12 protein-coding genes and 1 CRISPR repeat array are annotated in these 12,465 nt (G+C 39.9%); of the genes, 4 read left to right on the top strand and 8 right to left on the bottom strand.

Annotation, left to right across the window (positions count from 1 at the left end; all coding sequences use genetic code 11):
• Positions 1-7 precede the first annotated feature (7 nt).
• Genes T360_RS0107790 through T360_RS0107770 form a run of 5 tightly spaced genes read right to left on the bottom strand, consistent with a single transcriptional unit; the run spans position 8 to position 7,427 of the window.
• A complete protein-coding gene (locus tag T360_RS0107790) occupies positions 8-1,246 on the bottom strand; it encodes a TonB-dependent receptor (protein WP_028912278.1) in 1,239 nt (412 codons plus the stop codon).
• 3 nt (positions 1,247-1,249) lie between these two features.
• Positions 1,250-3,367 (bottom strand): McrB family protein, encoded by a 2,118-nt coding sequence (locus T360_RS0107785; protein ID WP_231488133.1) that lies wholly within the window; start codon positions 3,365-3,367, stop codon positions 1,250-1,252.
• Between the two features lie 2 nt (positions 3,368-3,369).
• A complete protein-coding gene (locus T360_RS15760; RefSeq protein ID WP_051523465.1) occupies positions 3,370-4,527 on the bottom strand; it encodes a restriction endonuclease subunit S in 1,158 nt (385 codons plus the stop codon).
• Positions 4,524-5,612 carry a YhcG family protein gene (locus tag T360_RS0107775; protein ID WP_197019287.1) on the bottom strand — a complete coding sequence of 363 codons (1,089 nt, stop codon included), beginning with the start codon at positions 5,610-5,612 and terminating at the stop codon, positions 4,524-4,526. Before T360_RS0107775 ends, T360_RS15760 begins: the two co-directional genes overlap by 4 nt.
• Before the next feature lie 3 nt (positions 5,613-5,615).
• Positions 5,616-7,427 carry a class I SAM-dependent DNA methyltransferase gene (locus T360_RS0107770; RefSeq protein ID WP_028912275.1) on the bottom strand — a complete coding sequence of 604 codons (1,812 nt, stop codon included), beginning with the start codon at positions 7,425-7,427 and terminating at the stop codon, positions 5,616-5,618.
• Positions 7,428-8,021: 594 nt separating this feature from the next.
• On the opposite strand from T360_RS0107770, the gene T360_RS0107765 reads away from it, so the two are divergent.
• The 4 genes from T360_RS0107765 to T360_RS14915 all read left to right on the top strand — a co-directional run bounded on the left by T360_RS0107765 (position 8,022) and on the right by T360_RS14915 (position 9,430).
• Positions 8,022-8,570: a DNA-binding protein gene (locus T360_RS0107765; RefSeq protein ID WP_028912274.1), complete on the top strand. Its 549-nt coding sequence runs from the start codon at positions 8,022-8,024 to the stop codon at positions 8,568-8,570.
• Positions 8,571-8,654: 84 nt separating this feature from the next.
• The gene (locus T360_RS16175) at positions 8,655-8,756 is read left to right on the top strand and encodes a smalltalk protein (RefSeq protein WP_155949436.1); all 102 of its coding nucleotides are present in this window, start codon (positions 8,655-8,657) and stop codon (positions 8,754-8,756) included.
• Between the two features lie 120 nt (positions 8,757-8,876).
• Entirely contained in the window at positions 8,877-9,014 is a 138-nt protein-coding gene (locus T360_RS16170) for a hypothetical protein (RefSeq protein ID WP_155949433.1), read from the top strand.
• Positions 9,015-9,016: 2 nt separating this feature from the next.
• A complete protein-coding gene (locus tag T360_RS14915) occupies positions 9,017-9,430 on the top strand; it encodes a PrsW family intramembrane metalloprotease (protein ID WP_197019286.1) in 414 nt (137 codons plus the stop codon).
• Between the two features lie 57 nt (positions 9,431-9,487).
• Here the strand turns inward: T360_RS14915 and T360_RS0107750 are convergent, their stop codons facing one another.
• The 3 genes from T360_RS0107750 to T360_RS14910 all read right to left on the bottom strand — a co-directional run bounded on the left by T360_RS0107750 (position 9,488) and on the right by T360_RS14910 (position 12,453).
• Positions 9,488-9,787: an SH3 domain-containing protein gene (locus T360_RS0107750; RefSeq protein WP_231488138.1), complete on the bottom strand. Its 300-nt coding sequence runs from the start codon at positions 9,785-9,787 to the stop codon at positions 9,488-9,490.
• Between the two features lie 183 nt (positions 9,788-9,970).
• Positions 9,971-10,497: a CRISPR direct-repeat array (repeat unit 36 nt; unit sequence GTTGTCATACCTATCCAAACGATAAGCTTCTACAAC).
• Between the two features lie 149 nt (positions 10,498-10,646).
• Positions 10,647-11,117 carry a hypothetical protein gene (locus tag T360_RS0107745; protein ID WP_028912272.1) on the bottom strand — a complete coding sequence of 157 codons (471 nt, stop codon included), beginning with the start codon at positions 11,115-11,117 and terminating at the stop codon, positions 10,647-10,649.
• On the bottom strand, positions 11,104-12,453 hold the full coding sequence (locus T360_RS14910) for a hypothetical protein (RefSeq protein ID WP_036929178.1): 1,350 nt from the start codon (positions 12,451-12,453) through the stop codon (positions 11,104-11,106). Before T360_RS14910 ends, T360_RS0107745 begins: the two co-directional genes overlap by 14 nt.
• Positions 12,454-12,465: the final 12 nt, after the last annotated feature.

Genomic DNA, 12,465 nt, shown 5'->3' with positions numbered 1-12,465 from the left:
TAAGTTGTTATTGTATTATTGGTATAGGGATAGATATTTTGTAGAACTGAGATATTCTGCGTATATGATGTGTACAAAGTTCGCTTAAACGTTTACCCTTAAACGGATTTCCTTCATCTGTTGACTCTTCTGGATATATAATAACGCAAGGCACGGATGGAGATGGAGAATCTTCGGCAATATCAACAAAGCCAAGACGTTTCAATATAAGCAAATCCCTTCCATACCCGCTTAGCTGACGTATAACATATGTATCAATGTTCCCCATTTCATATTTGGGGATGTATTTTGTATCCAGGATGGCCTTAAAACCATTTGAACTATACAAGAAGTCGGGATATCCTGTTTTCCCTTTATACTGATAAACGATTCTGTTTTTATATGCCTCGTAAAGCAATCCATAAACATAATGTTCATACAAAAGTGACATATCCAAGACAAAGGGTACTATCTTATTATCGCTTTCGCTAACCTTGTTAATACTATAGTCAAAATGACTAAGTACCAACTTTGCCAATCGTATTGCTTCTGCGTATTCCTTAAATAACTTATGTCCCTTTATTTGACGAATTGATTTAATATCCACATCGTTGCTCACATTCTCAAACATTGACAGACTTTTTGCCAACATTTGTCTAACACTATTATATGAATGATGTTGTTCTCCCATTCTTTGAACCATACGTTGAGAGAACAAAAGAGCCTTTTTAATTAGTCTATTCTCAGGAATGTCGACAGAATACTCATCATAATTACAATAAATGCGGTCATATCGTTTTAAGGAGATGTTTGTTCTTTCGTTTTTGAGTATATTGATTTTCCCTTTTACCTTTTTCAGGTTCTCACTACGATGAACATAACCCCTTTTTAGTGCCTTAATTCTATTGACCACACCTATAAAATGAAGTACAATGAGTGGACTGATAACACCTCTCAACGCAGGGGCTTCTATAGGAGGTTGTTCCGCATGTATAGAATATATCTCTGAAAAAGAATCAATTTCAAGATTTGAAGAGAAACAAGTCATAAACATACTGAGAAAATCTATGTTCTCCATCCCCCTTTTTGTCGTCACAACCAATGCTTCGTTTTCATCTATCCATTCGGCTCCTATTCTAAAAGAAGCATAGTACCCCCAAGGACATCCGTCCACAGGTTTGTCCCATGAAACGAGCGACAACTTCTCAAATTTTTCAATTTGAGCGTTTACGCCAGATATAATGTCGTGTTCTTGAAGGTGTATCATTTTTTACTCGTCTTCGTCTAAATCTTCAATATCGTCTTCTGAATCATCTTTAGCTATAGGTCTTACACATAAGTTCGACCATGAAGCAAAAGCGTTTTCTTTTTCAGTTGATTTGACGTTTAATATCCCATCGTTGATATATTCGCTGATCAAGGGGATAACCTCATACTGAATTCTATTGGTGAGTTCTTCTTTGGATTTGGCCATGAAGTAGCTATGACCTACCATCAAATCGTCTATTCCATAATCACCACAGAGATGCTTAGGGTCTTTGATAAAAGCATGAATATCTTCAAAGAGTGATATAGCGACATTCTTCAGGTCATCATCACCCAAGTCCTCGTAATACTTAGCAACAACTGTAACATCAGATTTGAGTGTTACAAAAGCAAAGCGCCTACGTAGGGCATAATCTAACGTGCCTGTACTACGGTCTGTCGTATTCATAGTTCCAATAATATACAGATTCGACGGAACTCCAAATAGTGTTTTCGAATACGGAAGCACAACTTTAATAGGATGCTCTCCCCTATCACGTTTATCTGACTCCAATAGCGTTATTAATTCGCCAAACACCTTTGAAACATTACCACGATTTATCTCGTCAATAATAAGTACGACAGGCTTGTCCTTTTGAGTTCCATATTCACGTTTTACAGCTTCAATGAAAGCTTGTGCATATTGCTGCCAGTTATTCTCAGCTCCCCGACCTTGTGCTTGCAATTTAATTTTTTCGATGTTAAGGGGTGAAGGCGTATAGTCCTCTCCCTTGGGGCTTATAGAATTCGTACTACGTGTACTTATAGTTGTATTACCTTCTTTCCACCAAACATATAGAGAAGACCTACCAGTAATTGTAGGTATTTCCTTTCTATTCTCAAACCCCTTTATCTTTTCTAAGTAATTGTCAATACATTCAACTATATCTTTAGATTCATCATTTTGGACAGCCTGACATGCACGTTTAAAAATGCCATCCTCTGGTTCATAGGTTACCCCAATACCATTCCCTGCAGCATCAGTTTGGATGCGAGGTTTAAGACCCTCCACAAAATCTTCGTAGTCAAGTGACTGGTGAAATGTGGTAAAGAATATCTGACTATCCTGCAAAGACTCATAACGAGCCATTACCTCCTTGTGATTGCTAAAGTTCACATCTGTAATACCTAATGCGGTCAAGGCTATGGCTGCAGTATTATATGTTTTACCTGTGCCAGGAGCACCTTGTAAGATAATGTTTTTCTTTTCTTTCAGCAGTTTGGCACAATTGCCTATAAATGAATGACTCTGTATGTACTTCAGCCACTCGTCGATAAATTTGTATTGCTCTGTAGACGGACTACAAGATTTGAACGAACCTTGTGAAAAGAGGGATGATCTGGGCTGTTTATAATGCTCAGCCCAACCAAGAATACGAACCTTTCTGTAATTGAGGTTATGATACTTTTCTGTCAATTTTTCATCTTTAAAATTATCTCCAATAATTTCACATAGAGCAATAGCTTCACTACCTTTCCTAACTAAGACAATATTGCCTTTTGCAATCGTTTTGAAATCAACACATTGCTTATCTTCCCATTCTCCAGTGCCAATAACAGGCTCTTTCTCTAAAAGCATTTGCTTTGAGTCAATTTCCATGCCTCCCTTACCATCAGGCAAGTGCATCTGTATGTGCCAATACTTGTCTTGCTTGCTATTCATAGACATACATTTGTTATTATCGTATTTCAATATATCTTCGATTGTAAGATCGTTTGGAATCCAATATTTCTTTGTGCCTGACGACAAGTTATATCGGGACAGTTCTTTTTGAAAAACAACATCCAATCTCTCATCCTGCACTTTTTGGTAGAAACTCTTTAAAATATCATTGGTCTGATTCCCATCTCCATGATTTTTTTGATGTTTGTCCTTGGTGTTATCTTTATATCCAACAAAACGGCTTGGAGAAAAACAGATGTGAGAGTCGATAATTTCAATCACGTATATTCTCCCATTTTTGAATATACTTGTTGCCCATTGATACGTATCATCATCTTTCTCATCACGTAAATAATGATAGAGCGTTTTGATGTTACGAATCACATCGTCTCTCGTTTCTATAAAATCAAATCTATCCATATTTAACTGACTTTTATTTCTCCACTCATCAACTTGGGAAGCAGGCGGTCGCGGGCCTCGGTGAGGAGGCGGATTAGTTCTTTTAAAATGTCTATTTGATTAAAAATTGGTTCTGTTTGACTTTCGAATAACTCAAGTATACCTTTTGATGGAATCATTATTTCCTTATTCCTAATCATTGGTATAGTTATTTGCTGTTGCGCAGCCCCATTACTATCTAGCGTAGTAGATTTTAAACAGTAAAATATGTAACCAACATAGATATTATGAGGAGTTACAGAAATTAGCCTTACTATAGGAACAAAAGGGGTTCTCCTAAACACTGTATAACCAACACTTCCTCTTGCAGATATTGTCACACTTTGTTCTAAAATTACAGGAAGATTGGTATAGCCATATAGTCCCTCATTAGTAGTACCATTTGAAAAAATAGGTACCGAACATTCATTTGTCCTTTTAGCTGAAACTATTTCAGGTTTATCACCTCCAGCCTTTAGTTCTGCAATTTCTACCAGTTTCTTCTTCTCCCACTCCCCTGGCACACCATCTACGATTTTTGTGTTTTCGTGGCCGGGGAAATGGAGGTCAACAAACCATTCTTTATAAAGGCGCTGCGCGGCTTCCTCCAAAAGCTTTATCTGCTTCCGATAGTTTTCTATCAAAGAATCGTAGCGAGAGAGGAACTCTCCGATTTTCTTTTGAATTGTTTTGTCTTGCTCAGCAACTAACTCAATCTTCTCAAAGTTAGATTTTGAAACATATTCTCTACCTGATGCCGTTCCTAAATTATAGGATTTTAGTCCTGGTAGGAAATTTTTAATCAGATAGTAAACATACTCATTATCATATCTATCATTACAGACGATAGAATTAATGGATTGGTTGGTATAACAATCACAAGGAGCCATCGTCATCTTTGTTCCTATTGTTCCAATACATGGAACACAGATAGCACCTTTAGGAATTAAGCTACTTTCATACTTCTCTGCAGCAAGTTTTGAATACATTTCTTCTGTCTCGTAGGTAAACTTGCATTGCTCAGAAATATCAGTAGGCTTAATGAACACCGCATAATCACCATAATAGTTCTTATTTGTGGTAGGAGGTGTTTTACCTGTAATGATAGTGCCCAAATCACCTATAGTTATTGGCTTCCTCATACCTCATCCTCCTTTCTTTCGTTTCCCCATTTAGCTTTTGCAACTTCAAAGGACTTCTGTATCTGTTGCACGAGGACATCACGCGGAGGCAGTTCAGTCATATACTGAGCGACCTTAATGCCCGATTTGTCGAGTTGGAGAAGTTCAATCTGTTCCTCACTGCCCTCAGTACAAAGCAGTAACCCAAGCGGGCTTTCCTCACCAGGCTCCATTTCATTCTGTTCAAGCCAACGTAGATACAGTTCCATCTGACCTTTGTATTGAGCTTTGAAACGACCAAGTTTCAAATCAATGGCAATAAGGCGATGTAGTTTGCGGTGATAGAATAGCAGGTCAAGATAGAAATCCTCTCCATCAATAATCATTCGCTTTTGACGCTCAACAAAGCAGAACCCATTTCCAAGTTCAAGAATGAACTGTTCCAGATGTGCCACAAGACTGTCTTCCAAGTCCTTCTCGCTATACAAGCCTTTTAACCCAGCAAATTCAAGGAAATAAGGGCTTTTGAATACTACATCAGGAGAAACAACTTTATTATCTCTGACATTGGCAAGTTCCTGTTTTACAACTTCCTCAGGCTTTGAAGACAATGCAGTACGCTCGTATAGCATTCCATCAATTTCTTTGCGAAGTTGACGAACGCTCCATCTATTGGCTGATGCCAGCGTGAAATAATAATCACGTTGCAGTTCGTCTTTCAATGGCAGTAGCTCCACGAAATGCGACCATGATAATTGTCGCGACGCTGTCGAGACAATCTGAGAATCAGGAAAAAGGGTTGCGAACTGCATATGACGATACAGGCTTTTTACGTCAAATCCTTTGTGTCCGTAGATATTCTGTAATTGTCGTGACACTGTCGCGACAATCTGCTTTCCATAATCAGCTCGTTCATTTCCAAGCACGTCGCGGTTAATTCGCTCGCCAATATGCCAGTACATCATGGTAAGCTCATAGTTGGCTGTAGATGCCACATGAATTCGCGCTTCGTCAATGATTTGGCGGAGGTCAGTCATCAAAATTCCAACTACTGCGTTCATTGCTGAAATATCGGTTGCCCCTATTGGTTTTATCTCGTTTGCCATGATTTACTTCGTGTTAAGAGTTTCCCATTCCTTCATGATCTCACTCATTAGCACATTGGCTTCTTTGTTGAGAGAGGCGAGTTCGGCATGGATTTCATTCATACGCTCATGGAAGTCAACGCCATCGTCCTCGACTTCAGCAACACCGACGTAGGCTCCCGGAGTGAGCGAATAGTTCTTTTCCTCAATCTCTTGTATGGTTGCAATCTTGCAGAGCCCCAGCACGTCTTGATATTCGCCATCGCCAAACTTTTCTGTGAGCCATTCATGTTGACGAGCAGTCTCGAGTGTATCTTCCAGTTCGTCAATTATAACTTTTTGTTCTGCCTCAATGCGTTTCTTTTCCTTGCGCTGAGCGTTTGCAATTGCCTCTTTGGCTGCGGCCTTCTGCTCATCAAGTGCCTTTTGAGCAGAAGCAACCGTTGTGTCACCTAATACAGCCTTATAATCGGCCAACAACTGCTGATACTTACCTTTCTCGCCACGATACAGATGTACAATGGCCTGCAGATTACGCAATTGCCATTCCGTCCATTCATTCAGCGTACGATCTACTACTGTATAGTAGTTGCGGGCATCAATAAAGAGCACCTTATCACGGATATCTGCGTTTTTGTTGCGATCGAAGAACCACAATGAGCAAGGAAGCGAGAGTGTATAGAAGAAGTTATTACCCACACTTACCATCACATCTACGTCGCCTGTACGAACCAGTTTCTCGCGGATATCACGATCCTTGTTTGCACTGTCGGTGGCTGAGCTGGCCATAACAAAACCTGCACGACCGTGTTCGTTCAGGTAGGCGTAGAAATAGCTAATCCAAAGATAGTTGGCGTTACCAATCTCTTTGGTTTTAGCGTTTACGCCAGGCAAACCAAATGGCAAACGACCGGCAGCAGAAGCTGACTCAGCCTTTACCTTATCCACATTGAATGGAGGATTAGCCATCACATAGTCGCACTTACCAGCCAGGTTATGCGCGTCGTGATAGAATGAGTTGGCTTCGTCGCCTGAAATGATTCTTCCGTTGAGTCCGTGAACGGCCATGTTCATCAAACAGAGCTGGGCGTTGTATTCCACTTTCTCCTGACCAAAGAATGTCATCTGTGTATTGGCGCTGAGACCAGCCTGGTTTACGAAGTCACCTGTTTGTACGAACATGCCACCACTACCACAAGCAGGATCGAGCATGACGCCCTGTTTAGGTTCCAGTACGTTGACCAACATTTTCACCAATGACTTTGGCGTGAAGAAGACACCATCGTCGCTGGCGACAGCCTTGGCAAACTTCGACAAGAAGTATTCATAGATACGGCCAATCACGTCGCCTCCTACCTCATCAATCGTTTTATTATTAAAGATACGAAGAAGTTCACGCAGCAGGTCGTCAGCAAAGCTGGTATAGGTCTTAGGCAAAACACCTGTCAGCTGTTCGCTCTGGTCTTCCACAAGCTGCATGGCATTGTTTACGGCTTCTCCTAACGAATTGATGTCCTGACCATCTTTTGTTTTTAAACCTGCCGAAATAATGTTATCTGGCAGATTTACCAAATAGTCGAACTGTGCTTCCTTAGGGAGAAACAATGCACTTTTTGCCGCAAAGTCGCTGGCCTCTACAGGCATCACACGACCACCACGGCTGGGGCGATTTTCCAAGATCTCTGCCTCTACCATTTTGTAGCGGCTATATGCGTAGCGTAAGAACAGCAGGGCCAGCACAGGCATACAATACTGACTGCTTGTTAATTTGCTTCCCTGACGTAGCAGGTCGGCTGACTCCCACAGTTCTGATTCAAGTTTTCTTATATTAATCATTCTATTCTAAATCCTCAGTTCATCTGTTGATATATAATTGGCTACAAATTTAACCATTTTCCTACAAACAAAATTAGTTGCAGGAATAATTTTAAATAAAATTTTGAAATGGAGTGGAATTTATGTAAAATTCCCCCCCAAAAGGGTGTAACATAACATAAAATATCGAAAATAGCACAGAGCACAGAGCACAGTTTATTTGTGGAGGGGGTACAATTATGAGGAGGATTTATACAATTATTAATTACTTTATATATAATATATATATTATATATAAAGTATGTTTTGTGTTTACATTTTTGAGGTACTCATGAGAAAACTGTGCTCTGTGCTCTGTGCTCATGTCGGTATACTCACAGGTTTTAACAATTCATTAACAGTTGATATTGTATTATATGACGAAAATTTCGTACCTTTGCATTGTCAAGATGAAGATGGAGATAATGCTCCCACACGAGGAAAAAGATTCTCCCACGTGCACTAAGAAAATCTCCCTCACGTGGCCGCAAAACCAACATCGGAGTTGAGACATGAAACATTAAACATTCATAATTAAAAATTATTTTACAACAACACAAAAATTAAACTAGAATTATGGCATTGAAAGTTAAAGCACAGGAAAAGTTGCAGAAGATTGGCAAGTATGAGGGCACTTATCGCTACATCATGATGCCGGAGTTGTACACCTCACTCTCTCAGGAAAAGGTGATTAAGGAGGCTGCCCTGCGCAGCGGAGTTAGCAAAGGCATTATGCAGGCCTGCTGGGATGCTGCTGGCGAGGTGATTAAGGCATGGGCCACTGAGGGTCACTCGGTTGCGCTGCCAGGTTTGGGAACCATGCGATTCGGTATCCGCGCCAAGAGTGTGGCCAAAGTAGATGAGGTGAAAGCGGGCCTCGTAACCAGTCGCCGCATCATCTTCACCCCTGCGGTGGATCTGAAGGACGAGCTGGCAGGCACAGCCATCCAGATTACCTGCTACGACCGCGATGGTAAGGAGATTAAGCGTGTGACCAGTACTGACCCTGGTACGGTGGAGGACCCCGACGAGCCAAGCAATGGCGGTGGCAATACCGGTGGAAACACTGGTGGCAATACCGGTGGCGGTGGCTACGAGCCTATCGACGAGCCCAACGGCGACTAAGGGGTAAGGCTTGGGGCTTAGGCCCCAGCCTACTCTACCAATGTAAAAATGAAAAAATGTAAGAATGAAAAAAACTAAGAAGTTATGAGTAAGAAAGAGACATTAAAGTTCATCGTACAGATGATAGCAAGTATCGCAACGGCGATTGTAACGGCCCTAGGCGCCACGAGCTGCATGGGCATGTAAGTAAGAATCAGAGGGTGTGCTAAACAACAGGCACACCCTCGTTTTTTATTCAAAATATCCAATTATTCTTGTTCATATCATGAAAACATCGTATTTTTGTGGTCAAAAAGTAAAAAGAATATGATATTAATGTTAATCGCAGCACTGCTGCCAGCCGTTTTACTGCTGCTGTATATCTGGAATAAGGATACACAGAAAGAGCCGTCCTATATGTTGATTAAGGCTGTGACGTGGGGCATCGGAATAATTTTTGGATAGTGTTGCGTAAGAATCCATATTTCGACGAGCATTTTGATGGCATCGTATATGCTGTTTGCATAGGCTTAGGGTTTGCTGCTGTTGAGAACATATCGTACGTATTCTCGTCCGAAGATTGGGTATCAGTAGCATTAAGCCGTTCGCTCTTGGCAGTACCAGGTCATTATGCCTTTGCCGTACTGATGGGTTATTACTACTCGGTTTACCATTTTGTAAACCATTCGCCCAAGATAGCAGTTTGCACGCTGTTGGCACCCGTATTAGCCCATGGCATTTACGACGCCCTAGCCATGACGGGAATGGTGAATCCATACATTGGCAGCATCTGCTACGTCGTCCTCATCTACTTCTGCATCAAAATGCACAAGCGCGCCCACGCCAAAATCCTGGCACTGGTAGAGAAGGATAAGATGTAAGTAGATAACTAACCGAGAGGGATTATTCAATCAAAAATATCTTTAATTGCAAGTGAATTAAAGAGCCAATCTTACGCCATCGCTATCTCTCTGTGTCTCAACAGGAGGAGGAGTTGTATCTATATACTCCCAATACATCAGATATTTAGCATAGCAATAAGCTGTGCTGCCATTATAATCTATCACAGCCCATTCATCGTTTGTCATTCTCAAAACCTTTACCTTTGTTCCTGAAGGCAACGTCTCTAGTTTACGACTATTCGTACTTGCATACTCTCTTACATTCAGATTGGACGTAGTAATACATACCGCAGGGAGCCTATTCTCGCTCCTTGCAGGTAATACGCCAATGAACATACACATCATCAGCACCAATAGTATCAGGTATTTATGCATAAGTATAAGCCATAAAACATTACACAAACATTCGATTGCAAAAATACAATAAATCTTTTAATTCACAAACATTTTTAAACAAAAATACAAATCCCCGTATTGCAAATTCAAAAAGCAATGCGGGGATTTTTGTTTTAATCAACTGTTGTCATACCTATCCAAACGATAAGCTTCTACAACACCCTCACAGTATAAAGGCAAAAATCATTACAAGTTTGTCATACCTATCCAAACGATAAGCTTCTACAACTCTTAAACAACTTTATGACAGGTAAAATATAAATAAGTTGTCATACCTATCCAAACGATAAGCTTCTACAACGCAACAAAAAAATGCAAGCTATCTACAATTGGAAGTTGTCATACCTATCCAAACGATAAGCTTCTACAACAAGTCTCACGACCACTGGTGTGAGCCTCGTACAAGTTGTCATACCTATCCAAACGATAAGCTTCTACAACTGGAGCCTTGGAAACTGGAGCTCAAAGTTGCAAGTTGTCATACCTATCCAAACGATAAGCTTCTACAACTGATTATCCTGAGTCTCGTAGACATATTGAGTTAGTTGTCATACCTATCCAAACGATAAGCTTCTACAACATGTAGTCGGTTATATCAGGCGTAGTAAAAAAATGTTGTCATACCTATCCAAACGATAAGCTTCTACAACAACCCTGTTTATAGGACTTTGAAGAAGTCGGTTGGACATAATATTATTCTTAAATAATTAACTCTTAATTATAGCGGATTATTTGCCACAATAACTCACACCTAATTTCGAGGTATCAACATGTCAAAGATCACAAAATACGTATAATTCTAAGATTCTGGCTCTACAAATACATGATTATCCCAGTAGTCATCATGAATATCTGGAGATTCTGGCAATGGTGGAGCCAACTCACCGGGAAACATTGTAATAAGTTGCCAATCAGAAGAAAGGATAATCTGACATTCATGGGTTGGAATTATCCTATCAGAATTAACAAAACGAACCTTCCTGCCATTCCTATCAACCATCTCTATCCGTTTTATTTCTGCATCAGACAACTCTCCAATGCTCGCCACATTACTAGTACCAATTTCTCTGGGAAATGTCAGGGAGATGCGAATACGTCCATCATCATCAGGTATTGCCCTACGGAAGGTGTCTGGAAATAATCGCATAGCTTCCTCTAACAAATCCTCAGGCGATTCGCTATAGAATTTTGAGCCCGGAAGATCTTGATGGAAGTGCGTAGCAAGATGTGAGCGGACTTCTGGAGAGATATTTATTCTATTTAATTTCATTTCTTTTTTTGCTGTTATACTTGATTAGCCAAATAAAGAACAATGATAATACGACCCCAAACAAAAATAGAGTTCTAGCTGTCCAAACAGATTCTTTTAACATATATGAAGAAGCCATAAGAATAGAACAGATATCCCATATTACTGAGAACACAGCGAAGATTGAAACATAAGCAAGAATGTTGTTAAACCTTTTGTCATCCTTTTCTTTCTGCTCCTCCTGTTGTTCTTTTAAAGTTTGGGCTGCAGCTTTCTCTTGTTCCTTTGTTATTGCTTCTTCTTCCTTGGCCCTTTCTTTAATCTGTTTTGACAATTCATCTCGTTCTTCTTTAAGTTCCATGCCCTTGGACATGGACTCATAAAGAAGATTAGGAAGGAAATTATATGATATTTTGTTATAGAAATAATACCTTTCCATATCTGATATCATCTTTGACAGATCTGGTGAACTTTCACCCATTCTATAGGCAATATTCTGACGAAAACAGAACGTTTTCTCAAATAAGCAACGTAGATATATTAATTGGAAGTAATGATTGTTCCACAAATAGAAATGTTTATCCCATGAATCATCACGTTTTTCTGCATTGCTTATCATCGTAAAACTATCCATCAATGCCAGACCCTTCCAGTCATTAAAAGCCGAAACAGTATTAAGTCCAATGATTTTATTATAGTATTGCTCTGACGGAGCTAACGGATGTCTGGTGCCAACACAGCCGATAGGCGATGAGGTTGCAATTTCGTACAACATTCTATCCTCTATCTTCTCTGAATTTATCTCAATTACTTGATATAACTTAAACTTGTTTCCTACCCCCAGAATACCTGAAGGATTAGAAAGAAAACGAGATAAAGAAGAAAAAGCGAATTTAATTTCTTCTCTAGCATATGTGTTACATTGTGTCAAAGAAGAATGCGCAGCAGTCAGTTCATTAAGCTCTGTTCCTGTATCATCTATTTCTATAGCAAGAAGCGCAATATTATATGGAAAGAAGTACAAATGAAGATTCATTAAGCGGAAACGATACATAAATTCGTCTTTCCCCATGTTCTTTTTCATCTTCATCTCAATCTCCTTACCAACGATATTCTCGCCTTTGGCATCTATTCCGCCAAAAGACAATTTGTAATGACATACGTCTTTCAAAAAAGGAGGACGACAATTATTAACATCAAGCATGGCATCTACATGTCCTTTATAATATATAGAACAGATCCACTCATACTCGTCTTGATTATTAACTCTCTCCCATTCTTGATCCAATTCTTGGGGCGTAATTATTCCGTTAAAACTACCCACCAGGAATGCATGTGAATATTTTGTTGTTGCCATAAACCCATTCTT

The organism is Prevotella sp. MA2016, assembly GCF_000619825.1.
In the GTDB taxonomy this organism is placed as follows: domain Bacteria; phylum Bacteroidota; class Bacteroidia; order Bacteroidales; family Bacteroidaceae; genus Prevotella.
This window is presented reverse-complemented; position numbering and strand designations above follow the sequence as displayed.

Bases quoted from the DNA above. Each gene is read 5' to 3' on its own strand.
- T360_RS0107745 (WP_028912272.1), bottom strand. From the start codon at position 11,117: ATGAAATTAAATAGAATAAATATCTCTCCAGAAGTCCGCTCACATCTT.
- T360_RS16175 (WP_155949436.1), top strand. From the start codon at position 8,655: ATGAGTAAGAAAGAGACATTAAAGTTCATCGTACAGATGATAGCAAGT.
- T360_RS0107770 (WP_028912275.1), bottom strand. From the start codon at position 7,427: ATGATTAATATAAGAAAACTTGAATCAGAACTGTGGGAGTCAGCCGAC.
- T360_RS0107785 (WP_231488133.1), bottom strand. From the start codon at position 3,367: ATGGATAGATTTGATTTTATAGAAACGAGAGACGATGTGATTCGTAAC.
- T360_RS15760 (WP_051523465.1), bottom strand. From the start codon at position 4,527: ATGAGGAAGCCAATAACTATAGGTGATTTGGGCACTATCATTACAGGT.
- T360_RS14910 (WP_036929178.1), bottom strand. From the start codon at position 12,453: ATGGCAACAACAAAATATTCACATGCATTCCTGGTGGGTAGTTTTAAC.
- T360_RS0107775 (WP_197019287.1), bottom strand. From the start codon at position 5,612: ATGGCAAACGAGATAAAACCAATAGGGGCAACCGATATTTCAGCAATG.
- T360_RS16170 (WP_155949433.1), top strand. From the start codon at position 8,877: ATGATATTAATGTTAATCGCAGCACTGCTGCCAGCCGTTTTACTGCTG.
- T360_RS0107765 (WP_028912274.1), top strand. From the start codon at position 8,022: ATGGCATTGAAAGTTAAAGCACAGGAAAAGTTGCAGAAGATTGGCAAG.
- T360_RS0107750 (WP_231488138.1), bottom strand. From the start codon at position 9,787: ATGTTCATTGGCGTATTACCTGCAAGGAGCGAGAATAGGCTCCCTGCG.
- T360_RS0107790 (WP_028912278.1), bottom strand. From the start codon at position 1,246: ATGATACACCTTCAAGAACACGACATTATATCTGGCGTAAACGCTCAA.